The sequence below is a fragment of the Actinomycetota bacterium genome (assembly GCA_040757835.1).
Taxonomy (GTDB): Bacteria; Actinomycetota; Geothermincolia; order Geothermincolales; family RBG-13-55-18; genus SURF-21.
This window is the reverse complement of record JBFLWJ010000015.1, coordinates 19,484-43,444: the sequence shown is the minus strand read 5'-3', so window position 1 is coordinate 43,444 and position 23,961 is coordinate 19,484. Positions and strand designations below refer to the sequence as shown.

The following is a 23,961-nucleotide window of genomic DNA, read 5'->3' as shown; positions in this document are numbered from 1 at the left end:
GTGGCCTCTCACCTCGCGGCCCCCTTATCGCCCTCGCGGCCGTCGTCGTATAGCCGGTAGGCGCGCACGATCTCCTGTACGATCTTGTGGCGCACGACATCCCTCTCATCCATATACACGAACTCTATTCCCGCGATATCGGTGAGGATCTCTCTGACCACGTTCATCCCCGAGAGCTGTCCCCCCGGCAGGTCGATCTGGGTTATATCGCCGGTGACCACTGCCTTGGACCCGAACCCGAGGCGGGTGAGGAACATCTTCATCTGTTCTGGGGAAGTGTTCTGGGCCTCGTCGAGCACGATGAAGGAATCGTTGAGGGTACGCCCGCGCATGAAGGCCAGTGGTGCCACCTCTATCACTCCCTGCTCCATGTAGCGCGAGAACCTTTCCACCTCCACCATCTCGTAGAGGCAATCGTAGAGGGGCCTGAGGTAGGGGTCTACCTTCTGGTAGAGGTCCCCGGGCAGGAACCCCAGTTTCTCTCCCGCCTCCACGGCGGGCCGGGTGAGTATGATCCTCCCCACTTCCTTGGAAAGGAGCGCTTTCACAGCCATGGCCATGGCCAGGTAGGTCTTGCCGGTCCCCGCCGGCCCGATGGAGAAGACGATGGTGTTGGAGCGTATGGCCTCCACGTAGCGTTTCTGGTTGGGGGTCTTGGGCCGGATCACCTTGCCGCGCCGGGAGATGATGATGTCCGTGAAGACCTGGGTGGGGTTCAACTCCCCGTCCTCCTGGATCATCTCGATGGCCTTTTCCACGCTATCGGCGCTCAGGGCCATGCCGGAACTGAGCAACTCGAGGAGTTCTTCGAAAAGCCTGCCCATGGTCTCCAGTTCGGCCGCGTCGCCGCGTATGGTGATCTCGTTGCCCCGCACCAGTATGGAACTCTTGAAGGCCTTCTCGACGATCTTCAGAAGCTCATCGCGTTCCCCCAGCAGGCTCACCATGGGCTGGCTGCCCGGTACGAGTATCTTCAGTTCGCCTTGCCCTGGACCTTCCGTGTTCATCACTCCCATGAATACTATTCGGCCACCGCCGCCTGTTTCATTATCCCGGAGGCCATTGCAACCGCCTGCCGCCCAGGACATGGAAGTGAAGGTGCAGGACTATCTGCTCCGCGGACTTGCCGACGTTGGTGAGGATGCGCATCCCGCTCTCCGCGATGCCCTCGGCTTCCGCCACCTTCCTGGCAGCATCGAACATCTCGTAAAGCAGCCCGGTGTCTTCCGGTCCCAGGTCGAGGGCGGAGGCCAGGTGGCGCTTCGGCACCACCAGAAAATGCACGGGAGCCTGCGGGTTGATATCGCGGAAGGCGATCACCTCTTCGTCCTCGTAAAGGACGTCTGCCTTCATCTGGCCGCTCGCTATCTTGCAGAAGATACAGTCTTCCATGTACATGCTCCTCTCATACCATTCTCGCACAGGAGTTCGCAGTCCGGCCATCCAGTCCGCCATGCTCACACCGCCTCCATCAAGGCCCTTCCTCCCGTCACGCCGCTTATCCTTACCGGCACGATATGGCCCGGTTCAACCTGCGGTGGCGGGTCGGTGACGGTGCCCTTGATAAAGTCCTCGGTGGTGCCGAACGCCGTCCTGCCTTCAGCGTTGCGCTCCAGCTTCTCCACCAGTAACTGTCGCATCGCTCCGACGTGTTCCTCAATATGGCGCAAGCGCCATTCCTCCGCCAGCTCGCGCAGGACCGCCGAGCGCTCTTCCATGCATCCCGGACCCGGCCGTCCGGCACGGTCCCAGGCCGCGGTTCCAGGACGCGGTGAGAAACGGAATACATGCACCCGGGACGGCATGGCCCTCGAAAGCACCTCCACGGTGTTCCTGAAGGCGTCCTCGCTCTCTCCTGGATAGCCCACCATGACCTCGGTGGTAAGGGCGGCACACGGCCATGCCTCGCGCACTCCTTCAACCGCTGTGATGTATTCCCGTGCGCCGTACCCACGCCCCATATCGGCGAGGATATCCGAGTCCCCGCTTTGAAGGGGCAGGTGGAGATGGGGGCATACACGCCCCTCCCGCGACCATTCCTCTATCCATTCCGTGCGCAGGTCCTCGAGCTCGATGGAGCTTAACCTGACCCGGAAGCCCTCGCCGGCCCTCAGGACCTCGCGCACCAGGTATGCCAGGTCCCTGCCGGCGCCCCCGTCGTACCGCCCCAGGTTGACACCGCACAACACCACCTCACGTGCGCCACCGGCGACGCACTTGGAGATGGCCCGCAGTGCCTCGGCGGGCCCGCGCGAACTCTCCTTCCCGCGCGCGCGCGGCACGATGCAGTAAGAACACCCTCGCTCGCATCCGTCCTGGACCTTGATGAAGGCCCGCGTGCGGTGAGGTATGGCCTCCGCCTTTCCGTCTTTTTCGTCCGGCAGCAGGGACAGGATCTCCCGCACCCAGTCCTTTTTGCGGGCGTTGGGGATGACCCTTACCACGCCGGGCAGGCCCTCAAGGTCGCCGGGATTGACCTCCGCATAACACCCCGCGGCCACCAGGGACGGCGCGCCCCGCCGCCACAGCGCCCTCAGCAGCTTTCGGCACTTGCGGTCGCTCTCTGCCGTTACCGTGCAGGTGTTTACCACGCACAGGTCGGCGGCCGCGGCATCGGCGATCACGGCATGGCCGTGCTCGGCAAGGGCCGACTTCAGCTCTTCGCTCTCCGCCTGGTTCACCTTGCAACCTATGGTGTAAACTGCTACCTTAGCCATGCCGCGCCTCACAGCAGCCCATAGCGGCACCTCACCGCCGCCAGCAGCACCATGCCCGCCGTCTCCGTGCGCATAACGCTGGCACCGAGGGTGACCGGGTGCGCGCCCAGCGCCAATAGCTCCTCACGTTCCGCGGCGGAGAAACCGCCCTCGGGCCCGACGACGAGTCCCAGGTCCAGGGGATTTGCGTTCACGAGTGCCTCCGCGGGCCTGCAGCCGCCTTTTTCATCCGCGAACAGGGCCATATCCATGCGGCGTAATCCCTCCATGGCCTGCGGCCATGCATTGACCGCTTCGATCTCCGGAATATAGGCGCGACCGGCGACCCTGGCCGCCTCCCGGGCTATCCTGCGCCACCTTACCAACCGCCTCGTCTGCGGCGCGTCCACCGAGCCGGTGCGGGAACTCAGGAAGGGTACCAGCGATGCCGCTCCCAACTCAACCCCCCAGTGCACCACGTCGTCCATCTTGCTGCCGTGGGGAAGTCCCTGGAAGAGATGGAGGCGGGGCCGCTCCTGCGGTACGTCGCTTATATACGCCACTTCCACTCTCATGCACGCCGCGTCGATGGCGCTGACCTTGCCGTGGCCGACGCATCCCTTTCCGTCCATGAGCAACACCATATCGCCCTTTTTCATCCTGAGGACCCGGCTGGCGTGGTGATGGTCTTCACCCTCGATGCACAGACCCCCCGAGCGCAGGGCGTCGCTGGAGACATAGAACCTGGGGGTGGTCAATAATCCTGCCTTATCACCTTGCGCAGGCGCCCGACGAGGCCGGGCGCGTCCTTCTTCTCGGACTCGATGCGCTGGAACTCCTTCATCAGCCTTTTCTGCTCCGCGCTGAGTCTGCGCGGCACGCGCACCTCCAAAGTGAGATAGAGGTCGCCGTGGCCGTGCGCGCGCACGCTCGGCATGCCCTTGCCCTTGAGCCTGAAGACCTCCCCGGGCTGGCTCCCCGCGGGTACGTGGAGGTTTTCCACTCCGTTGAGTGTCGGCACGTCGATATCGGTGCCCAGGGCGGCCTCGGATATGTCTATGCTCACCAGGGCGTGAAGATCCCGGCCGTGGCGGGTGAAGGTCTCGTGCTCCCCCACCCTCACCTCGACATAGAGATCGCCGGGCGGCCCCCCCAGACGTCCAGCCTCCCCGCGTCCGTTGAGGCGGATGCGGTCACCGTTATCCACTCCGGCTGGCAGTTTGACCTCGATGTTGTCCACTATTCCCTTGTAGCCCTCCCCTCCGCAAGCGGGGCAGGGGTGGGTGTTTATCTCGCCGCTGCCGCCACAACGGCGGCAGGTGGTGGTGGAAGAGAACGTGCCGAATGTGCTGCGGCGGGTGTGCACCGACCTTCCTTCACCTCCACAATCGGGGCAGAGGTCGCGCCCGTAACCCTTGTCCAGGCCTGTGCCGCCGCATTCTGCGCAGGTGTCGTGGCGCGGCATCTCGATCTGGCGCGTAGTACCGCTGAAGGCCTCTGACAGGGTCACCTCCACTACCGTGAGGAGGTCGCTACCCCGCCGCGGCACATGGGCGGACTGCTGTTGACCCCTCCCGAAGAAGATGTTGAAGATGTCCCCGAGCGGTCCGCCGAAACCGTCCATGACGTCCCCGAACGGGGATGACGCAAGCCCCTCGTCGCCGAATATATCGTAACGGCGTCGCTTCTCCGGATCGCTCAGGACCTCGTAGGCCTGGCTGATCTCCTTGAAGCGGTCGCCCCCGTCGCCCTCCTCTTCGCTGACATCGGGATGGTGGAGGCGTGCCAGCCGGCGGTAAGCGCGTTTGATCTCTTCCTGGTCGGCTCCCCGGGTCACACCGAGGATATCGTAATAATCTGCCATGGCGACGAGTGATCCCCCCTAACCCCTGAGCATCTCCAGCGTGTGGCTGAGGGACTTGGCGATGAAATCCACCGTCGGGATGACGCGGGCATAGTCCATACGCGTGGATCCGAGGACGCTGACCGTCCCCACCATCTCCTCCCCGATGGCATAGGGGGTCGCGATAAGGCTGAAGGACTGCAGCTCCTTGAAGAGGTTCTCGTCGCCGATGCGCACAAGCAGTTCCTTCGAGCCCAGGGCTTCGCTGAGCATGCTCAACAGGAAGTACTGCTCCTCGAAGTGCTCGAGCAGGCCCTCGATCTTCTTCAGCCCTTCGGCGTCGAGGTAGCGCAGCAGGTTCAGAGTGCCCCCTACGTAGACCTTCTCGTATTCCTCCTCGGAGAGGATGTCCCTTATAACGTTGATCACCCTTGACGCCAGGGCGGGAGACTTCAGGGCGCGCAGGTCGCGGTGGAGCGCCAGGTCCGAGATCTTCTCCAGCCCCTTGCCTTGCAGGTTGCGGTTGAGGAAGGCCTGTATCTCCTCCAGGTCGATGAGCTCTTCCGAGTCTTTTACGTCGATGAGCTTCTTCTCAACCCTCCCGGTGTCTGTGATGATCACCAGCAGGACCATATCCCCGGCCAGGTTCACCAGGTCGACGTGCTTGATGGTGTTGCGGCGCAGGCGCGGGGCGATTACCAGGGCGGCGGCGCTGGTGAGGCGCGAGAGCAGGGTGCTCGTCTCCTGCAGCAGGTTCTCCAGCTCCCTGGTCTTGTGGGAGAAGAGGGTGACGATGGCGTTCTTCTCCTCCTCGCGCAGGCGCGTACGTCCGCTGAGGCTGTCCACATAGAAGCGGTACCCCAGGTCGGTGGGTACCCTGCCCGCGGAGGTGTGGGGCTGGAAGAGGTAGCCAAGGCCTTCTAGCTTGCTCAGCTCGTTGCGGATGGTCGCCGCGCTGATGCCCAGGTTCAGGCTCTGGGCAAGGGACTTCGAGCCCACCGGGGTCCCGGTGGTGATGTATCTGTAGACCACCGTCTTCAGTATCTTCTGCTGCCTCTTGTCCAGCATTCCGCCTTCCCTCACGTTGTTAGCACTCTCCCTGTCAGAGTGCTACCCACAACCTTAATTATCGGCATCGTGGGCGGCACGTCAAGCGGGCAGGAGTTCCGTTATCACCGCGTTGGACACCAGCATCCCCCGGCGGGTCAGGCGGGCCCGCCCGCCGGATACGAGGAGCAGGCCCAGGTCTACCAGGTCTTCCAGGCGGTCATCTCCGGCGTCAAGGGCGTCCGCGGGCACCCCCGATGCGGTCCTCAGGCCCAGGATTATCTCCTCCTCGCGCCTTTCGATGGCACCCAGCCGTTCCCACCCCCCGCTGGCCGGACGTCCCCCACGCATGGCGGAGATATAGGACAGGATGGAGCGGGTGTTGTGGAACCTGCAGTCCCCCAGGAAGGAATGGGCCCCAGCCCCCACCCCGAGGTATTCGTCCCTCGCCCAGTATCCCAGGTTATGGCGGCTGTGGTGTCCGGGGAGGGCGAAGTTGGAGATCTCGTACTGCGCGAAGCCGGCTGCCTCCAGCGCCGCGCAGGACGCCAGGTACTGGTCCGCCATCTCGTCATCACCGGGAAGCTTCTTACCGCTCTCGCGCAGTATGCCGGGGAGGCGAGACCCTCGCGACAGCGAAAGGCCGTAGAGGCTCACGTGCCGGGCTCCCGCCGCGATGACCCCTCGCACCGAATCCAGCTGCATCGCCGTGTCTTCACCCGGCAGCCCGTAGATGAGGTCTGCCGAGACGGATGCCGCTCCCGCGGCGTGTGCTTCCTCTATGCACTCGAGGGCCGAAGCGGCGTCGTGCGCCCTGCCCAGAAGCCTCAGGACGGGATCATGCAGCGACTGTACGCCGATGCTGAAGCGGTTGGCTCCCCCGGCGCAAGCGGCTAAGAGATCGTTGGCCTTCCAGGTTGCCGGATTGACCTCCACCGTGACCTCGGCACCCTCGCCGAGCACGAAGCGCGACCGCACCTGGTCCAGGAGCCTCGACACCTCGGCTCCACTGAGGATGGAGGGAGTGCCCCCTCCCAGGTAGACGGAGTCTAGGCGCCGCCGCTCCTCATCCAGAAGAGTGGACCAGAAGTCAAGCTCCGTAAGGAGCGCGGCCATATACTCCCGCATGTGGCGTCCCGCACCCGCCCGGGTGTTGAAATCGCAATAGGTGCAGCGCGACACGCAGAACGGCCAGTGGACGTAGAGCCTCATTTCCCGGTCTCCTCCCTGGTCACGCGCAGGGCGGAGATGAAGGCCTCCTGGGGTATCTCCACTCTCCCCACCATCTTCATGCGTTTCTTGCCCTCCTTCTGCTTCTGCAGCAGTTTCTTCTTGCGGGTGACGTCCCCGCCGTAGCACTTGGAGAGCACGTCCTTGCGCTTGGCCTTGATTGTCTCCCGCGCCACCACCCTGCCGCCGATGGCCGCCTGCACCGGCACGTCGAAGAGCTGGCGGGGGATGAGCTTGCGCAGGCTCTCGGTGATGCGCCGGCCATATTCGTAAGCGCGGCTCCTGTCCACGATGGAGGAGAAGGCGTCCACGGGCTCCGAGTTGATGAGGATGTCCAGTTTGACCAGGTTTCCCGGCAGAAAACCGATGTGCTCGTAGTCCAGGGAGGCGTACCCGCGGCTTCGGGACTTGAGCTGGTCGTAGAAATCGACCACGATCTCCGCCAGGGGCAGGCGGCAGCGTATCTCCACGCGGCGCCCGGAGAGATAGGCCATGTCCTGGTAGATGCCCCTCCTCTCCTTGACCAGCTCGAGCATGGCGCCCATGTAGTCGGGCGGCACCAGGATGGTCGCCTGCACGTACGGCTCGCGTATCTCGGCCAGCGTGCCCGCGTCGGGCATGTCAGAGGGGTTGCGCACGTAGGATACCTCCCCCCCTCGCTCGAGCACCTCGTAGACCACGTTGGGCGCGGTGAAGACCAGGTCCAGTCCGTACTCCCTCTCGAGGCGCTCCTGCACGATCTCCATGTGCAGCAGGCCCAGGAACCCGCAGCGGTACCCGAAGCCCAGGGCCTTTGAGGTCTCCCTCGCGAAGGTGAGGGAAGCGTCGTTCAGCTTGAGCCTCTCCAGGGCGTCGCCCAGACCCGTGAAGTCGTCTGAGTCCACGGGGTAGATGCCCGCGAACACCATGGGCTTCGGCTCCTGGTAACCCGGAAGCGGCTCGGAAGCGGGGTCTTCCCTGCCGGTCACGGTGTCCCCCACCTTGATGCGGGTGACGTCCTTGATGCCGGTGATGATGTATCCCACCTCTCCCGCCTCCAGGCTGCCGGTGGAGATCATGTCCGGGGAGAAGTAACCCACCTCGTCTATCTCCACCGCCGTTCCCGCGGCCATGAAGCGCGCCTTCATGCCCTTCCTCACCACGCCCTCCGCCACGCGCAAGAATGCGACCACGCCGCGGTAGACGTCGTAGGTGGAGTCGAATACCAAAGCGCGCAAGGGAACCGCGGTCTCGGCCCGGGGCGGCGGCACACGGCGGATGATCTCCGCCAGCAGCTCCTCCACGCCCTCACCCGTCTTGGCGGAGACGGCCATGACCTCGCCGGGATCGATCCCCAGCAGGTCCGCAAGCTCCATGGCGCTGTCCTCGTAGTCCGCCGAGGGCAGGTCGATCTTGTTTACCACGGGGATCACCGTGAGCCCGGCCTCCACGGCCAGGTAGGCGTTGCCCACCGTTTGCGCCTCCACCCCCTGGGAAGCGTCCACCAGCAGCACCGCGCCCTCGCAGGCCGCCAGGCTGCGCGAGACCTCATAGGAAAAGTCCACGTGCCCGGGGGTGTCTATGAGGTTGAGCTGGCACTCTTCCTCCCCAGCTGGCGCGTAGAGCATGCGCACCGCCTGGGCCTTGATGGTGATGCCGCGCTCGCGCTCCAGGTCCATGCGGTCGAGGTACTGGTCCGCCATCTTCTGTCGCGGCACCGTGCCGGTTATCTCGAGGAACCTGTCCGCCAGCGTCGATTTACCGTGGTCGATATGCGCGATGATACAGAAATTCCGTACCCGTTTTTCCTCCATATGTATACACCCTGGCCATTATCGCACATAAGCAGGGTTCAGTGGGTGTGCATACCCCTGCCGATGTGCTACAATTTCCCCTGTTTGACGAAAGGAGAGGATCGGTTTGCCCAACACCAAGCAACAGGAGAAGCGCATGCGGCAGGCGGAGAAGCGGCGCATGCGCAACAAGTCGCGCAAGTCGGAGATCAAGACCTACATCAGGCACTTCGACGAGGCCTTACAGCGCGGAAACCGCGAGGAGAGCGAGGTCTACCTTAACAAGGCGGTAAGAGCGCTGGACAAGGCGGCCAGCGACGGCATCATCCACAAGAACAACGCCGCCAACCGCAAGTCCCGCCTCATGGCCAGGTATAACAAACCAGAGTAGGCTTGTGCATGTCCCCGGTACCGGTCTCTATCGCCGTTACGTATGGCTGACGGCTTGACCGTTAGCCCGCTGGTCTTCCCACCCAGTTCCGTCTTTTCCCCGTAGGGTGTGGGCCAGCATTTATACTGGCCCCAGTCGCCATTACATAAGATTGACTTTGGTTCTATGAAATACCCAAGGGCATAGCAACCGCGATCTTCCAGGGCCGACATTCTCTTTACATCTAGCGCAGCCTAGCGCCCAGGTTCTTTTCCAGGGCGGCGATGATGACGTCGCAGGCGGACCTTGCCTCATCGTCGCGCAGGGTGCGGTCCAGTGCGTAGAAGGTCATGCTGTATGCCAGGCTCTTCTCCCCCGCCCGCAGCTGTTCCCCGCGATAGAGGTCGAAGAGGCGCACCTCGCGCAGCAGCTCTCCTCCGGCGCCCCAGATGACCTCCTCGGCATCCCCCGCGTCTACTCCCTCGCCCACCACTATCGCCAGGTCCATCTGTATGGATGGAAATCGCGGTATATCCCGGTAAGGGGGAGTAAACAGTGAGGCCGCGATGAGAGGCGCGAGGTCGATCTCCAGCACCGCCGTGTCCGTGGGCAGGTCGACCCGTTCAGCCACACCCGGGTGGATGAGCCCCAGGAAACCGACATCGCTGCCGCCAATGCTGACGGCGCATGACTGTGTGGGGTGAAGGAAAGGCAGCCTCTCCCGCCGTAGGGACGGCCCTTCGATATGGAGGATAGAGAACAGGGCTTCCAGGACCCCTTTGACGGCGAAAAAGCCAGCGTCCTCGGCCTCTCGGTCCCACTGCTTGGGGAGCCACTTACCGGCCAGGGCGCAACCCAGCCTCTCCGTCTCTTGGGGCAGGACCTCTCCTTCCGCTGTCAGGAAAACCCTTCCGACCTCGAAGAGATGCACGTCCATCACCCGCCGGTTGATATTGAAAGAGACGGCTTCGAGCAGACCGGGCAGCAGGGACGGCCGCATTACCGACATCTCATCGCTGATGGCATTGCGCAGGCTGACACGCGCGGTGGGCAGGTATTCACCGGCGGCGTCCAGGACCTCCAGCCAGCGTGGAGAGATAAAGGCCAGGGTTACCGCCTCGTGAAGGCCCATGCCCGCGAGGGCGTCAGCTATCTCCCGGCGTTTCCTCTGGCCACCGGTGAGAACTCCGACATTGGAGGAAGTCTTCGGCAGGGTGGGTTCTATGCGGCCGTAGCCGTAGAGGCGGGCCACCTCCTCAACCAGGTCGATCTCCCTTTCCAGGTCGGGGCGGAAAGTGGGCACCTCCACGCTGAGTACGGTATCTCCTCCGGCCTCCCTGATCTCTTTCACCTCGAGCGAGATGGAGTTGAGCAGATCCGCCGTCTTCGCACTCTCCAGCTCGATGCCGATGAGCCGGGCGGCGCGGTCGTTTCTCAATTCCAGTAAAACGGGCTCGATGACCCTGGCCCGCGCGTCCACGGCCCCCGGCCTTATAACGCCCTCCGCCAGCTCTCCCATGAGGAAGGCTGCACGGTCGGCGGCTCGCAGGCAGCCACTCGGGTCTACCCCCCGCTCGAACCGGTACGAGGCCTCCGAGGGCAGGTCATGGGTGCGCGAGGTGCGCATGATGTTTGCGGGGTCGAAGTGGGCCGACTCCAGCAGGATCCTGGTGGTGCCGCCTCCAACCTCGGTGTTCTCTCCTCCCATCACGCCCGCCATGGCCACCGGTCCAGAGGGGTCGCAGATAAGCAGGTCGTCCGGGGTGAGTTCCCGCTTCAGGCCGTCGAGGGTGGTCATGGACTCGCCGTCTTCCGACCGCCTGACGATGATGTGGCCATCCCGCACCAGGTCGAGGTCGAAGGCGTGCAGGGGCTGTCCAAGCTCAAGCATGACATAGTTGGTCACGTCCACCACGTTGTTTATGGGGCGCACACCGGCAGCCTGCAGCCTGCGCCGCATCCACCAGGGAGAAGGGCCTATCTTCACCTGCTCGATCACCTTGGCCACGTAGCGGGAACAAAGCATGGGGTCGAGGATCTCCACCTTCACCTCGTCCGAGGCCGGAGGCCCCACCTCACGCAACGTGAAGGCCGGGTACCTCAGTTCCTGGCCGGTTAGGGCGGCTACCTCGCGGGCTACCCCCAGCATACACAGGCAGTCAGGCCGGTTGGGGGTGATCTCCAGGTCGAGGACGGTGTCCTGCGTCTCCAGGACATCGGAGAGCCTCGCTCCCGCCCGCGGTTCCCCTTCCAGCAACATGATACCGGCCGCCTCCTCGCTGATACCCAGCTCCATCTCGGAGAGGAGCATTCCCCCCGAGGAGACGCCGCGTATCTTGGCCTCCTTGATGACGGTGCCGTCAGGCAGCCTAGACCCGGGCGGCGCCACCGGCGAGTAGATCCCCTCCCTCACGTTGGGGGCGCCGCACACGATATCCGCCACCTCTCCGCCCACGTCCACCCGGCACAGGGTGAGGCGGTCGGCGGAGGGGTGAGGCCTCACCTCGAGTACCCGCCCCACGATGAACTGGTCATGCTCCTCGCCCAGGCGCTCGATGCCGTCCACCGCCGTACCGGAGGCGGTGAGCATCTCCGCCAGTTCTTCCGCCCCGGCGGAGAGGTCCACGTAGTCGTTTAGCCATTGTAATGAAACACGCATGTCCGTCACCCCTAATACTGCCTGAGCAGGCGCAGGTCGTTATCGAAGAAATACCTTATGTCCGGCACCCCGTACTTTAGCAGGGCGATGCGTTCCACCCCCATGCCGAATGCGAAGCCGCTTATCTCCTCGGGGTCGTACCCCACGTAGCCGAAGACGTTGGGATCGACCATGCCGCACCCCAGGATCTCCAGCCAGCCCGTTCCCCCACATACCTTGCAGCCGTGACCGCCGCAGATGTTGCAGGAGATGTCCACCTCGGCGCTGGGCTCGGTGAAGGGGAAGAAGTGAGGGCGGAAGCGCACGTCGCGCTCCTCTCCGAACATTCGTCTCGCGAAGACCTCCAAGGTCCCCTTGAGGTCGCCCAGGCTGATGCCCTCGTCCACCGCAAGTCCCTCCACCTGGTGGAACATGGGGGTGTGGGTGGCGTCAGGGACGTCACGGCGGTAGGCCTTGCCGGAGGCGATGACGTAGAGGGGAGGAGGGGTCTTCTCCATTACCCTTATCTGCACGGGAGATGTGTGGGTACGCAGCAGGATATCGTTTCTTCCGCTGCCCGGCACGTCCACGTAGAAGGTGTCAGAGAGGGACTTGGACGGGTGCCAGGCCGGCGTGTTCAGGGCCTCGAAGTTGTAGTAGTCCAGTTCGACCTCCGGGCCCTCCACCACCCTGTAACCCATGCCGATGAAGATGTCCTCGATCTCGGTGATGATGCGCGACAACAGGTGGCGGGTGCCGGTGGGCATTATTCGCCCGGGCAGGGTCACGTCGACGCGGTCCCTGGCCAGGGCGTCGTTCATCTCACCCTCGCGCAGTACCCTCCCCTTCTCCTCGAGCGACTCCTCCAGCCAGCCCTTGAGCAGATTGCCGAGGCGGCCAACGCGGCGTCTGTCCTCGGGCGCGAGGCTCTTGATGCCCTGCAGTAGAACGGAGAGCTTCCCTTTTCGTCCCAGGAAAGCCACGCGTACTTCCTCGAGGGCGGCCGTGCTGGCGGCGCCATCCAGGGCCGCCCTCGCTTCCTCGTAAATGCCGCCCAGACCGGGATCGGCCCCTAGCTCGTCCAGGAAAGACTGCTGCGCCATCTATCTATCTCCCTCCTCGACCAGTCCTGCTTGTCTCGACCTGGCAGCCTCGTAGAGCAGCACGGCCGCCGCCGCGGCCACGTTCAGGGACTCGGCCCTGCCGAGCATGGGTATCTTGACCAGCCCGTCCATCATGGCAGCCTCTTCCGGGGGTATGCCCCAGGCCTCGTTGCCCACTACCAGTGCCAGCTTGTCGGGCCACGCGATATCCCACATGCCCCGTCCTGTGTGCGCGTCCGCCGCCAGCACCATGTATCCCTCGTCCCGCAGCACGCGCAGGGTGGCGGGGATATCCGCGCCGACGGCTATGGGAAAGTGGAAGATCGACCCCGCGGTGCTCCTCACCGTCTTCGGGTTGTAGAGATCCGCGCTCTCCGCACAGACCACCATCCCGCCGGCCCCCGCCGCGTCGGCTATCCTGATCATGGTCCCCAGGTTCCCCGGGTCCCTCACCCTGCTCGCGATCAGCAGGGGCGATGCTCCCCCGCTCACTATGTCCTCCAGCTCCACGTGGACCAGGGGAGATACGGCGATCATCCCCTGTGGGGTTACGGTGTCCGACAGGCTCGCGATGACCTCGTCGCTGGCGGTGAGGAAAGGCACGTTTTTTTCGCGGATGATGTCTGTATAGGCGGCAAGGGCCTGCGCTCCGTTCTCATTGCTGATTAGGCATTCCGGCACGTGGGACGAGAGCAGCGCCTCCGCCACGCATTGCAGTCCCTCCACGATGAACAGGCCTTCCCGGTAGCGGAAGTTCTTCTTGCGCAGGCGGCGGTAGCGCCTTACGCGCTCGTTCTTAGGGCTCTCGATCACGCCGGACAGGCGAACCCCATCAGGCACTCGCCTCCTTTGCCTGCGGCTCTTTCTCCAGCTGATCCTTGGCCTTCTGCGCCAGTGCCGCGAAGGAGTCGGGGTCGGAGACGGCCATCTCGGCCAGCAACTTGCGGTTGACCTCGATGTCCGCCAGTTTCATTCCCTGGATGAACCTGCTGTAAGAGATGCCGTTCTGCCTTGCGGCAGCGTTGATGCGCGCAATCCACAGCCGCCGTAAGTCCCTCTTCTTGTTGCGGCGGTCGCGGTAAGCGTATTGCAGGGAATGCATGACCTGCTCGTTGGCGCTGCGGTAAGACCTGCTGCGGGCGCCGCGGTAGCCCTTGGCCATGCTCATGACCTTCTTTTTTCTCTTTTTCCTCGCCACGGAATGTCTTGTCCTGGACATGCCTGATCAGTCCTTTCGTGCCACTTATCTAATGCGGTGAGCGGAGGAAGTCCCCTATCCCCGCCTCAAGAGCTTCTTTACGTTGTCCGCGTCGTGCTCGGAGACTTCGGCCTTGGAACGGTAGCCGCGCTTACGGGTGGCGCTCTTCTTAGAGAGCAGGTGACTCCCGTACGCCTTCCTGCGTTTTATTTTGCCGCCACCGGTTATCTCAAACCTCTTGGCCGCTCCCCGGTGTGTCTTCATCTTGGGCATGCTTACCTCCGTCTTTCCTCGCCATAACCGGCGCCATGATCATCTGCATATTGCGGCCATCGAGCTTGGGCATCGATTCCACCGTGCCGAGCTCCGCGAGTTCCTCGGCCAGCTGCTCCAGGAGGTTCCTGCCCAGCTCGGTGTGGCTCATCTCCCTCCCGCGGAACATGATGGTCACCTTGACCTTTGAACCCGCGTTGAGGAAGCGTTCTATGTGCTTCCTCTTGATCTCATAGTCATGCCGGTCGATCTTGGGACGCAGTTTCATCTCCTTGTAGGTGACAACGCTCTGTTTCTTGCGCGCCTCTTTCATCTTAACCGTCTGCTCATAGCGGTACTTGCCGTAATCCATTATCTTGCAGACCGGGGGCTGTGCCTGGGGCGCGACCTCCACGAGGTCCAGGTCCAGTTCCTCCGCCATGGCCAGGGCCTCTTCGATGGGTTTGATCCCTATCTGGTTCCCGTCCGGGCCTACGAGGCGCACCTCTCTCGCCCTGATACCTTCGTTAACGCGCGCGTTCTTGTCTATCTGGCATCCCTCCTCATACAAAAGAAAAGGACAGCGGCCTTTCCCCGCTATCCACGGGCCTGTGTTCTCATGAACCCTGGCTGCTTGCGCGCCCCAGGGTGAGAAGCAAAACCGCTTCTTCTTCGTCCGTTATACGTTTCAAGCAGAAAGTATAGAGTATCTCCCCGGCCTTAGGCAATATCTCAGCTCGCCGCCGCCTCCCCCACATCCCGCACCTGGCGCAGGCGCGGGCTCCCGTCAGACCTGTAGAGAGGGAGCAGGATGTTGAAGGTAGTGCCCTCGCCCTTGACGCTGTTCACCCAGATCTCGCCGCCGTGGGCATGGACCAGTTGCCTGGTTATGGCCAGGCCCAGTCCGGTGCCACTCTGGGTGCGGGTGGAGGACGAGTCCACCATATAGAACTTGTCGAATATCCTGGGCAGGTCCTGGGCCGAGATCCCGATGCCATTGTCCGATACCCTCACCAGGCAGTCGCTCCCCGCCGTCCTGGCCTTGACGCCCACCTCGCCCCTCTCCGGCGTGAACTTGATGGCATTGTGGATGAGGTTCAGGAACACCTGGGCCAACCTCTCGCCGTCCCCCAGCAGCATTGGCAGGTCTCCGGGTATGTCCATTCTAATTTCTATCTCCTTCTCCTGCGCGAGGTTGTCCAGCTGCTGCACCACACCGTCGATCACCTCGCACAGAAGTACCGGCTCGTGCCGGACCTCGATTATACCCGCCTCGATCCTCGAGAGGTCGAGGAGGTCGTTGATGAGAGCGGTGAGCGATTCGGTCTGTTTCTGCACCACGTCCAGATAATGGCGCTGCTTGTCGTTGATGGGCCCGACCCTCTCCGTGGTGAGCAGCCGCACGAAACCCTTGATGGAGGTCAGGGGGGTCTTGAGCTCGTGGGAGACGATGGATATGAAGTCGGATTTCAAGCGGTCAAGCTCGACGAAGTCCGTGATATCGTGGAGCAGGATAACCGCGCCACCCACCTCTTCCTCGGCATCCAGGAGTGGTACCCAGAAGATATCGAAGGTAAGGGCCGGCTCGGCGCCAAGCACCATCTCGCTCCGCAAACTCTCGCCACCGTCCAGCACCTTCTCCAGGGCGTCCTCGCAGGACACCTCCTTGAACTCGATGTGGTGGGGCGAGCCCCGCAGCAACTCGGGCAGGGGTTCGTCATGCTCGGAGTCGCCGAGGGCGAGTAGGCGCGAGATGAAAGGGTTGGCCATGACCAGCCTGCCGTCCTGGTCAAGGACCAGGAGCCCGTCTGTGAGGCTGTTGATGATGGTCTCTATCTTCGTCTTGTCCTGCAGGGTGGTGCGGTAGAGCGCGGCCTTCTCCAGGGCCAGCGCGGCCTCGCTGGAGAGGGTGAGCAGGACGCGCGCGTCGTCATCGTCGAAGTCTCCCGGGGCCCTGGAGAAACAACCCAGGACGCCTATCACGCTGGCGCTGGCGAACAGGGGCACCGCGATCATGGAGTCGAAGCCGTTCCTTACCAGGTAGCCATGGAAGCGCGGGTCCTCGCCGCTGTCCCTGAGTATCACCGGCAGTACCGCGGACGCCGACATGTAGAGGGGATTATCCTCGCCCCGGGCCATCATCGCGGCGGCCTCTCCCTCCCGCAGGCCACGATATGTGCCGGCCCCGAGCGTGCCGTCATCCTCAAGCAACGACATGACCATGGCGTCGCAGCGTACCAGCTTGGACGCGTTGTCGATGAGCGTGCCTACCATCTCCCTCTCGTCGAAGGTTGAGGCGAGCTTGAGAGAAACGGCGTAAAGGGTGGACATCTCCCTGCGCTTGGTGTCAGCCTGGTCGTAGAGGCTGGTCATGGCCTGCTTTTCCCTCTCCTGCTCGCGCGCCTTGCTGATCACAAAGAAGCCGCCCAGGGCGATGATGAAGAAAATGGGCAGCGCTATGGCCATGCCCTTCAGGGACTCGAAGGTCACTGTCTCATAGGTAATAGGGGCGAAATAGATGACACAGGTGACCGCGGTGATGAGCATCATCTCCACCAGCTCGAAATAGGCGAAGGAGAAGATGATCACCGCCATGAACAGCAGGGAGATGCTGCTCTCGGCACCGCCGGTGAGGTAGACCATCACCGCGATGAGCGCGTCCGTAGACAGCATGAGCAGGAAGAAAGCCACGGGATGATAACCCTCGTAGGGGAAATAGCGGTGGCCTATGAAGACCAGCACCGAAAGGACCATGAAACCGTAGAAGACAGGTGACTCGCTGCGTTCGGAATACGGGAGTACGAAGACCATGGCGGCGACGATGATAGTCAGCCAGAAGATGGAGGCGATGAAACGTGTGGACGAGAGGAGCATGCGCACGCTCTCTCGCTGCTCGCTTCCCCGCGCCGGGATCGGCTCGGGAACGCTATCGAGCTGCGTTGTCGGCTTCCTCAAGGCATCCCGCCTTCCCTCAGTCCCGCCGCCTGCGGTCGAAGACATAGTTGCTTCCCTCCATGCCCTTGGCATACTTCTTCAATTCAGCGGCGATCTGGGCCACCTTCCCTGGGTGGTCAAGGCTGCGGTAGGTGTTATGGATCACGGCCACGCTGATGGTCATGATGTTGAACCGGTTGATATTTCCCTGCCGGTCGGTACTGATGATGAAGCCACGTTCGCGGTCCTCCTGCTCGTACTGTGTCGGTATGCGCTCGTCGAAGAGCCTGATTATCTCCTGGGAGATAAGGGAGGCCCTCTCCATCTCCGTGACCACGATGAAATCGTCTCCCCCGATGTGGCCCACGAAGTCGTCTTTGCTGCCAAACCTCGCTATGGATTCCAGGATCACCTGTGTGGTCAGCTTGATCACCTCGCTGCCGGCAAGGAACCCGTAGCGGTCGTTGTAGGCTTTGAAGTCGTCGAGATCGATGTAGCATACGGCGAAGAGCGCCTTTGCCCTTATGCGGGACTCGATGACCTCTTCAATGGCCCTGTTGCCCGGAAGTCCCGTCAGGGGACTGGCCTCACTGTCGCGCACGGAGCGGCGCAGGTGCATGTTTATCCTGGCTTCCAGCTCGAGGGGATCGAAGGGCTTGGTGAGGTAGTCGTCGGCGCCGGTTTCCATGCCCCTTATCTTGTCCTCGAGCATGCCCTTGGCGGTGAGCAGGATGATGGGGATATGGCTGGTCAGGGCCTCTCCACGCAGTTTCAGGCACACCTCCAGGCCGTCGAGATCCGGCATCATGACGTCCAGGACGATGATGTCCGGCCGCTGCGATTCGCAGATATCCAGGGCTTCCCTGCCGTCACGTGCCTCGATGGGTTCGTACTTCCCGTTGCCCAGGGTCTCCACGATCAGTTCGCGGATATTGGGGTCGTCGTCAACCACCAGGACCTTGTAGGCCCTTTTCTGACCGACAATCTCGGTGGATTCTCCCTTCAATACCTCGTCGAACAACCTGTCACCTCCAGCGCTGCTTCCCTCGATGTGAGAAGCACGTCCCTTCCGTCTCTCCGATCTCCGCATGCCATGCCGGTCACACTGCTCCCGTTTTTCTATCTGGTAACGGGATCTCCTCCACGTTCTTCCAGTATGCGCAGGAAGGCATCCACTACCTCCGGATCGAACTGGCTGCCCGAGTTGCGCTTCAGCTCTTCCACGGCCGTCTGTAACGGCAGCGCGCGCCGGTAAGGCCGGTCTGAGCGCATGGCCTCGAACGCGTCGGCCACGGAGAGGATGCGGGCACAGATGGGGATCGCGGTCCCTTTGAGCCCCTGGGGGTACCCGGTGCCATCGAAACGCTCGTGGTGGTGGAGGATGATGGGGCGGGGTCCCTGCAGGAACTCCACGGGCTCGACGATGCTCTCGCCGAGTATCGGGTGTGTCTTGACGTGTGTATATTCCTCCCTGGTAAGCCCGCCCGGCTTGTTCAGCACCCTTCCGGCTATGCCTATCTTGCCGATGTCGTGCAGGGTGGCCGCGTACTTCAGCTTCTGCCTCTCCCGCTCATCCATCTGCATGGCGTCGGCGATCATCAGCGCGTATTCGGTCACCCGCTCGGAATGGCCGTGGGTATAGGGGTCTTTTACCTCGATGGCCTTGGCCAGGGCGCGCACGGTCGAGAAATAGCTCTTCTCTATGTCTTCGTACAGGGAGGCGTTCTCGATGGCCATGGAGGCCTGTGAGGCTATGGCCCTGATCACCTCTACCTCCTCCATGTCCAGGCCCTCCGCCTCCCGGCAGGGATAGAAGAGCGCGAAGGCACCGCTCAGCCTCTCCCGCGAGGAGAGGGGAAAGACCAGGACCAGGTCCACTCCATGTTCGTGCAGCAACTGCGGCGATATAAGGTGGCCGGCCTCCTCCGCGGGGATGAAAAGCGGCTCCCCCTGCTCAAGGGTCTTCATGCGCGCGGCCTGCAGGCCGCTGGCCGAAAAACCGTCGCCGGCGCACTCCCTCCACTCCCCCTCCGCTATGAAGCCGCAGAAAGCCGAGGGGCGAAAGTGGCCCGTGTCGCTTTCATACAGGAAGACCGCGCACATGGCCACCCCGCATAGGTCGACGATCATCTGGACGACCTTCTCCAGGATGTGCTCTAGGTCCAGGGTGGAGTTTATGGCCCGGGTGATCTCCAGCAGCGCCACGGTCTCCTTTATCTTGCGCTGCTCGCGCTCGTGCAGGTACGCGTTCTCCAGCGCCACCGCCAACCGGCTCGAGAACCTGACTGCTATCTCCATGTCCTCTGAAGACAGGGAGGAAGCAGCGGCGCCGCTCAGGTGGACCACGCCGGTCGTGCGTCCCCTCACCACCATGGGCAGAAGGACAGCCGTCCCCGTGGCAAGGGGCCCGGTGCCGTCTTCCGCGAAGGGACCGTCCCCTCCGCGTTCCAACCAGTACGGGTCGCCCCTCTCGAGCAGGGCAGCCGCCGCCTGTTCGCTGAGGTTGTAAGCGCCGCGGGTCCCGCCGGCAATTGCGAGGTCTCCGGCGATGGCCGTCAGCCTGTGGGAGGCGGAGACCTCGAACATGGTGGAACTCTCCATGCCCAGAATCTCTCTCAACCTGGCGAGACCCACCTTGGTCAGGGTGGGCGGATCGAGGGTCGACGCGATGGTATCCGGGAAGCGGTCCACCTCATGCAGCTGCTGCGACACCCTCTCTCGCTTCTCCCGCTCAGCCTCCATGAATGCGTCGAAAAGAAACGCCTGTGCCTGCAGAAGGCCCGCCCCTATGGCGCTCAACTGCGCCGGAGCACCCCTGCCGTCGAGGTGCTCTACGGCGCTGCACATGAGGGCCTGGCCGAGGCCGTCAACGGCGCTCCAGGAGATCCCGTGACGGCACAACTGCCGCGCTATGTTCAGTAATTCGCAGCGGGCCGCCGCCGCCTCCTCCCCATCCGGCGATACGGCCAGGTCGAGGAGGGCCGCCATTATCCCCCGGTGATCCAGGGGCAGCTCGACGGCCCCGGTTATCTCCTGGGAGCTGAGGGTCTCGAGCGACCTGGAGAGGACGGCATCTCGCACCTCAACAAGCAGGCCTTTACCTGCCTTGCTGGCCATGACGACTATATTTCTCCCGCTTCCTGCAAAAGCACGAATACATAAGTCCTTCTTGATGATTATCGGCAGGGTCGCGGGGCGCTTTTACCCCCAACGAATACGTGCCGGGTATGGACAATCGGGATTGCCCGGGCCACAGGCACCGCCGCGCCGCAGACTGAGCACGTCGCTCACGCTATATGAATTACCGTGGCGTTTTATCTGCGCTTATGGGGAGGGTCAGAAAAGCGCGAAACCCCATTGCTGGTCAGACTATCTCAGGCCTTTGAGTAAGTTACCCATCTCCACGGCGGTCAGTGCCGCCTGCCAGCCCTTGTTGCCCTGCTTGGCACCGGCCCGCTCCACGGCCTGCTCGATGGTGTCGGCGGTGATGATCCCGAACACCACGGGGACCTCTCTGTCCAGGCTTACCCTGGCGACCCCCTTCGATACCTCGGCGGCGACATACTCGAAATGCGGTGTCGATCCACGGATAACGGCGCCCAGGCAGATCACGGCATCGTAGCGTCCGCTGGCGGCAAGCCTCGACGCCACCAGGGGTATCTCGAAGGAGCCGGGTACCCAGGCGATGTCCACGGCGTCCATATCGGCATCGTGTCGCTTGAGGGCGTCCAGGGCGCCGTCCAGCAGCCGCGTGCTGATGAACTCGTTGAACCGCGCCACGACGATGGCGAACTTCAGTCCGGTGGCGACCAGATGGCCTTCGTATGTCGTCATCATGTTCTCCTTTCCTGCAGTTCCAGCAGGTGGTCCAGTTTATCCTGCTTGGCCTTTAGATAGGCATAGTTGTCTTCGCACGGCTCGATTACCAGGGGGATGCGTTCTACCACCCTGAGGCCGTACCCCTCCAGCCCTACGCGCTTGGCAGGGTTGTTGGTCATCAGCCGCATGGTGCTCAGCCCGAGGTCGGACAGAATCTGGGCCCCGATGCCGTAATCGCGCGCATCGGGCGGGAACCCGAGCTCGAGGTTCGCCTCAACCGTGTCCTTGCCGCTCTCCTGCAGCTCGTAAGCCTTTAGTTTGTGGGTAAGGCCGATGCCCCTGCCCTCGTGACCGATGATGTAGAGGAGCACGCCCTCTCCCTCCTCATCGATCATCTGCAGCGCCAGTTGCAGCTGGAGGCCGCAATCGCAGCGCAGGGAGTGGAAGACGTCTCCGGTGAGGCATTCGGAGTGGACCCTCACCAGCACGTTCTCTTTCCCCTCGACGTCCCCTTTTACCAGGGCGATAAGTGAATGGCCGTCGATGAGGGACTCGTAGCCCACGGCCCGGAACTCCCCGAAGGCAGTGGGTAGCCGCACCTCCGCCGTGCGCTTGACCAGGGTCTCCATGCGGTTGCGGTAGCGGATGAGGTCCTCGATGGTCGCCAGCTTCAGGCCGAACTTCTTCTTGATCTCCGCCAGCTGTGGCACCCGTGCCATGGTCCCATCGTCGTTCATGATCTCGCAGATGACCCCCGCCGGGAAGAACCCCGCCAGCCGCGCCAGGTCCACGGCGGCCTCGGTATGGCCCGCCCTGCGCAGGACTCCGCCGTCGCGCGCGCGCAGCGGAAAGACATGGCCGGGGCGCGATATGTCCTCGGGCCTGGTGGCCGGATCGAGAACGGCCTGGATGGTCACCGCGCGGTCGTAGGCGGAGATACCCGTGGTTATCTTGCCCTTGGCTCCTATGGATACCGTGAAGGCGGTCTCGTGTGTCGACGTGTTGTTGGATACCATAGGGTGGATGTTCAGTTCGTCCAGGCGTTCTCCCAGGCACGGCATGCAGATGAGACCGCGGCCGTACTTGGCCATGAAGTTGATTGCCTCCGGCGTGACCTTCTCGGCCGCCATGAGAAAATCGCCTTCGTTCTCACGGTCCTCATCGTCAACGACGATGATGATCTTTCCCTCCCGGATGTCCTCGATCACCTCCTCGATGGGATCGAACGGACTCCCCTCTCTCTTCATCTCCTCCATCACATAAACCCTCCTTCTGACAGCTTATCGCGCAAGGCATCGCCGGGCGCGGTCCCGCCCACCGCTGCCGGCATTCCGCGCTCCAGGTACCTGCGCACGTACTTCGCGATTATGTCCACTTCGAGGTTCACGGCGTCACCCGCCTTGATCCCCTTGAGGTTCGTCTTTTCGATGGTATGGGGGATAGCCGCCACGCTGAACTCGCCTTCGCCTAGTCCGCTCACGGTCAGGCTGATGCCGTTCACGGCAATGGACCCCTTCTCGACCAGGTAAACCGCTATCTCCCGCGTCACCGAGAAGGTGAGCACGCGGCTCTCACCCGCTCCCTTGACCGCCTTCAGGTTGCCGACGCCGTCGACATGGCCCTGTACGATGTGTCCTCCCAAGCGGTCGCCCAGGCTCAGGGCCCTTTCCAGGTTGACCTCCGAGCCCCTGCGCAGCCCACCTAGGTTCGAGCGCTCGAGGCTCTCTTGCGAGACGTCGGCCCTGAAGGAGCCCGCTCCCATCTCCGTCGCGGTAAGGCACACTCCGTTCACCGCTATGGAGTCCCCCTCGCGCAGGCCTTCGAGGACACGTCTGCAGGTTATGGTGATGGCCGCCCCCTGTGCGATCATCCTCAGTCCGCCTACCCTTCCGACCTCCTCGATGATCCCCGTGAACACTCTCATTCTCCTTCTCTGAAGTCCGCCTCCAGCAGCATGTCTTCTCCGACCTTGCGCGCCCTCTTCCATCGCAGCGGCAGGCCCTGGGACGGGTCGTCTATCTTCATGCCTTCGACCCAGCCTCTGGCATGCGCGTCACCGAACGCCCTTGGGGCCAGGAAAAGGGCCAGGCGGTCCGCCAGCCCCTCCTCGAGAAACGACGCCACCAGGGTCGGTCCCCCTTCCACGAGAAGACCGGCTATCTCCATCCTGCCCAGCTCGTGCAGGAGTCCCCGCAGGTCCACCCGCTCACGGCTCCCCGCGATCTCGAGGACCCTTATGCCGCGGGAGCGCAATACCTGCGCTTTGCCGCGGTCGTGGTCGGCGGTGGTCGCCACGATCACCGGCGGCTCACCGCCACTCGCCAGCTTGCATTCCAGGGGCATGGAGAGGCGGGAATCCACGATCACCCTGGCGGGAGGCCTGGCATCGCGCAAAGGCACCATCCGCACGGTCAGTTCGGGGTCATCGCGCTGCACCGTCCCCCTGCCCACCAGTACCGCGTCGCTCTCCCTGCGCATGGAGTGCACCAGCCTCCTCGCTTTCACGCCGGTGATCCATTGCGATGACCCGCTTGCCGTAGCCACCTTGCCGTCAGCGGTGGCGGCCATCTTCAAGACCACCAGCGGCATTCCCGTGGTCACGTACTTCTCATAGGCCTCGTTCAGCCGAGAAGACCTCGCGGCCATGAGACCGGCTTCCACCTCCAGGCCCGCCTCCTTCAGGCGTTCAGCACCGCCCCCCTTGACGCTGGGATTGGGGTCCAGTGCCGCTATCACCACCCTCTTGACTCCCGCGGCGATGATGGCATCCGTGCAGGGCGGCGTCCTTCCCTGGTGGTTACAGGGCTCGAGGGTCACATAGAGGGTCGAGCCTCGCGCGCCCTCTCCCGCCCGGGCAAGGGCTGCGGCTTCCGCGTGGGGGGTGTGGGGGCCGCGGTGGAAACCGGCGCCCACGATAGCGGCATTGTTTACAATGACCGCGCCGACCATGGGATTGGGGTGGGCCATGCCCCTGCCCCTGCCGGCCAGGGACAGGGCCTTGCCCATGTATTCTCTGTCCTCCGCGCTGAAATCCACTCTATGCACGCTCCCGCCGAAAA

The 23,961-nt window shown here is 63.2% G+C and carries 22 protein-coding genes; 1 reads left to right on the top strand and 21 read right to left on the bottom strand.

Going from position 1 to position 23,961, the window contains the following annotated elements:
• Positions 1-8: 8 nt before the first annotated feature.
• The 8 genes from AB1384_11835 to lepA form a co-directional block, all read right to left on the bottom strand.
• Positions 9-1,007 carry a PhoH family protein gene (locus AB1384_11835; GenBank protein ID MEW6554964.1) on the bottom strand — a complete coding sequence of 333 codons (999 nt, stop codon included), beginning with the start codon at positions 1,005-1,007 and terminating at the stop codon, positions 9-11.
• Positions 1,008-1,047: 40 nt separating this feature from the next.
• Entirely contained in the window at positions 1,048-1,392 is a 345-nt protein-coding gene (locus AB1384_11830; GenBank protein ID MEW6554963.1) for a histidine triad nucleotide-binding protein, read from the bottom strand.
• Positions 1,393-1,457: 65 nt separating this feature from the next.
• Positions 1,458-2,717, bottom strand: coding sequence for a MiaB/RimO family radical SAM methylthiotransferase (locus tag AB1384_11825; protein ID MEW6554962.1), 1,260 nt, complete (start codon positions 2,715-2,717; stop codon positions 1,458-1,460).
• Positions 2,718-2,725: 8 nt separating this feature from the next.
• On the bottom strand, positions 2,726-3,454 hold the full coding sequence (locus AB1384_11820; GenBank protein ID MEW6554961.1) for an RsmE family RNA methyltransferase: 729 nt from the start codon (positions 3,452-3,454) through the stop codon (positions 2,726-2,728).
• A complete protein-coding gene (gene dnaJ, locus AB1384_11815) occupies positions 3,451-4,560 on the bottom strand; it encodes a molecular chaperone DnaJ (GenBank protein ID MEW6554960.1) in 1,110 nt (369 codons plus the stop codon). Before dnaJ ends, AB1384_11820 begins: the two co-directional genes overlap by 4 nt.
• 18 nt (positions 4,561-4,578) lie before the next feature.
• The gene (hrcA, locus tag AB1384_11810; GenBank protein ID MEW6554959.1) at positions 4,579-5,607 is read right to left on the bottom strand and encodes a heat-inducible transcriptional repressor HrcA; all 1,029 of its coding nucleotides are present in this window, start codon (positions 5,605-5,607) and stop codon (positions 4,579-4,581) included.
• An 81-nt stretch (positions 5,608-5,688) separates the two neighbouring features.
• Entirely contained in the window at positions 5,689-6,798 is a 1,110-nt protein-coding gene (gene hemW / locus AB1384_11805) for a radical SAM family heme chaperone HemW (protein MEW6554958.1), read from the bottom strand.
• A complete protein-coding gene (lepA, locus tag AB1384_11800; GenBank protein MEW6554957.1) occupies positions 6,795-8,609 on the bottom strand; it encodes a translation elongation factor 4 in 1,815 nt (604 codons plus the stop codon). The genes hemW and lepA overlap by 4 nt, the downstream gene beginning before the upstream one ends.
• A 106-nt stretch (positions 8,610-8,715) precedes the next feature.
• Here lepA and rpsT point away from each other — a divergent pair, with 106 nt between their 5' ends.
• Positions 8,716-8,979, top strand: coding sequence for a 30S ribosomal protein S20 (gene rpsT / locus AB1384_11795; protein ID MEW6554956.1), 264 nt, complete (start codon positions 8,716-8,718; stop codon positions 8,977-8,979).
• 223 nt (positions 8,980-9,202) lie between these two features.
• On the opposite strand, the gene pheT is transcribed toward rpsT, so the two are convergent.
• The 13 genes from pheT to ribD form a co-directional block, all read right to left on the bottom strand.
• Positions 9,203-11,617 carry a phenylalanine--tRNA ligase subunit beta gene (pheT, locus tag AB1384_11790; GenBank protein MEW6554955.1) on the bottom strand — a complete coding sequence of 805 codons (2,415 nt, stop codon included), beginning with the start codon at positions 11,615-11,617 and terminating at the stop codon, positions 9,203-9,205.
• An 11-nt stretch (positions 11,618-11,628) separates the two neighbouring features.
• Positions 11,629-12,699: a phenylalanine--tRNA ligase subunit alpha gene (gene pheS / locus AB1384_11785; GenBank protein MEW6554954.1), complete on the bottom strand. Its 1,071-nt coding sequence runs from the start codon at positions 12,697-12,699 to the stop codon at positions 11,629-11,631.
• On the bottom strand, positions 12,700-13,539 hold the full coding sequence (locus AB1384_11780; GenBank protein ID MEW6554953.1) for an RNA methyltransferase: 840 nt from the start codon (positions 13,537-13,539) through the stop codon (positions 12,700-12,702).
• Positions 13,532-13,918, bottom strand: a complete 387-nt coding sequence (gene rplT, locus AB1384_11775) for a 50S ribosomal protein L20 (GenBank protein MEW6554952.1) — start codon at positions 13,916-13,918, stop codon at positions 13,532-13,534. The genes AB1384_11780 and rplT overlap by 8 nt, the downstream gene beginning before the upstream one ends.
• 54 nt (positions 13,919-13,972) lie before the next feature.
• Complete coding sequence (gene rpmI / locus AB1384_11770; protein MEW6554951.1) at positions 13,973-14,170, bottom strand: 50S ribosomal protein L35; 198 nt, start codon at positions 14,168-14,170, stop codon at positions 13,973-13,975.
• On the bottom strand, positions 14,127-14,720 hold the full coding sequence (gene infC, locus AB1384_11765; protein ID MEW6554950.1) for a translation initiation factor IF-3: 594 nt from the start codon (positions 14,718-14,720) through the stop codon (positions 14,127-14,129). The genes rpmI and infC overlap by 44 nt, the downstream gene beginning before the upstream one ends.
• Positions 14,721-14,881: 161 nt before the next feature.
• Entirely contained in the window at positions 14,882-17,104 is a 2,223-nt protein-coding gene (locus AB1384_11760; protein ID MEW6554949.1) for an ATP-binding protein, read from the bottom strand.
• Between the two features lie 16 nt (positions 17,105-17,120).
• Positions 17,121-18,104, bottom strand: coding sequence for a response regulator (locus tag AB1384_11755; GenBank protein ID MEW6554948.1), 984 nt, complete (start codon positions 18,102-18,104; stop codon positions 17,121-17,123).
• 98 nt (positions 18,105-18,202) lie between these two features.
• Positions 18,203-20,200, bottom strand: coding sequence for an HD domain-containing phosphohydrolase (locus tag AB1384_11750; protein ID MEW6554947.1), 1,998 nt, complete (start codon positions 20,198-20,200; stop codon positions 18,203-18,205).
• Positions 20,201-20,452: 252 nt separating this feature from the next.
• Entirely contained in the window at positions 20,453-20,920 is a 468-nt protein-coding gene (ribE, locus tag AB1384_11745; GenBank protein ID MEW6554946.1) for a 6,7-dimethyl-8-ribityllumazine synthase, read from the bottom strand.
• On the bottom strand, positions 20,917-22,158 hold the full coding sequence (locus AB1384_11740) for a bifunctional 3,4-dihydroxy-2-butanone-4-phosphate synthase/GTP cyclohydrolase II (GenBank protein ID MEW6554945.1): 1,242 nt from the start codon (positions 22,156-22,158) through the stop codon (positions 20,917-20,919). Before AB1384_11740 ends, ribE begins: the two co-directional genes overlap by 4 nt.
• On the bottom strand, positions 22,158-22,826 hold the full coding sequence (locus tag AB1384_11735) for a riboflavin synthase (protein MEW6554944.1): 669 nt from the start codon (positions 22,824-22,826) through the stop codon (positions 22,158-22,160). Before AB1384_11735 ends, AB1384_11740 begins: the two co-directional genes overlap by 1 nt.
• Positions 22,823-23,938: a bifunctional diaminohydroxyphosphoribosylaminopyrimidine deaminase/5-amino-6-(5-phosphoribosylamino)uracil reductase RibD gene (gene ribD / locus AB1384_11730; GenBank protein MEW6554943.1), complete on the bottom strand. Its 1,116-nt coding sequence runs from the start codon at positions 23,936-23,938 to the stop codon at positions 22,823-22,825. Before ribD ends, AB1384_11735 begins: the two co-directional genes overlap by 4 nt.
• Positions 23,939-23,961: the final 23 nt, after the last annotated feature.

Excerpts from the sequence above, each read along its gene's own strand:
- AB1384_11750 (MEW6554947.1), bottom strand. The coding sequence starts at position 20,200 with ATGGCCAGCAAGGCAGGTAAAGGCCTGCTTGTTGAGGTGCGAGATGCC.
- pheS (MEW6554954.1), bottom strand. The coding sequence starts at position 12,699 with ATGGCGCAGCAGTCTTTCCTGGACGAGCTAGGGGCCGATCCCGGTCTG.
- AB1384_11735 (MEW6554944.1), bottom strand. The coding sequence starts at position 22,826 with ATGAGAGTGTTCACGGGGATCATCGAGGAGGTCGGAAGGGTAGGCGGA.
- ribE (MEW6554946.1), bottom strand. The coding sequence starts at position 20,920 with ATGATGACGACATACGAAGGCCATCTGGTCGCCACCGGACTGAAGTTC.
- hrcA (MEW6554959.1), bottom strand. The coding sequence starts at position 5,607 with ATGCTGGACAAGAGGCAGCAGAAGATACTGAAGACGGTGGTCTACAGA.
- AB1384_11830 (MEW6554963.1), bottom strand. The coding sequence starts at position 1,392 with ATGGAAGACTGTATCTTCTGCAAGATAGCGAGCGGCCAGATGAAGGCA.
- lepA (MEW6554957.1), bottom strand. The coding sequence starts at position 8,609 with ATGGAGGAAAAACGGGTACGGAATTTCTGTATCATCGCGCATATCGAC.
- AB1384_11835 (MEW6554964.1), bottom strand. The coding sequence starts at position 1,007 with ATGAACACGGAAGGTCCAGGGCAAGGCGAACTGAAGATACTCGTACCG.
- rpmI (MEW6554951.1), bottom strand. The coding sequence starts at position 14,170 with ATGCCCAAGATGAAGACACACCGGGGAGCGGCCAAGAGGTTTGAGATA.
- dnaJ (MEW6554960.1), bottom strand. The coding sequence starts at position 4,560 with ATGGCAGATTATTACGATATCCTCGGTGTGACCCGGGGAGCCGACCAG.
- AB1384_11825 (MEW6554962.1), bottom strand. The coding sequence starts at position 2,717 with ATGGCTAAGGTAGCAGTTTACACCATAGGTTGCAAGGTGAACCAGGCG.
- rplT (MEW6554952.1), bottom strand. The coding sequence starts at position 13,918 with ATGTCCAGGACAAGACATTCCGTGGCGAGGAAAAAGAGAAAAAAGAAG.
- pheT (MEW6554955.1), bottom strand. The coding sequence starts at position 11,617 with ATGCGTGTTTCATTACAATGGCTAAACGACTACGTGGACCTCTCCGCC.
- AB1384_11740 (MEW6554945.1), bottom strand. The coding sequence starts at position 22,158 with ATGGAGGAGATGAAGAGAGAGGGGAGTCCGTTCGATCCCATCGAGGAG.
- hemW (MEW6554958.1), bottom strand. The coding sequence starts at position 6,798 with ATGAGGCTCTACGTCCACTGGCCGTTCTGCGTGTCGCGCTGCACCTAT.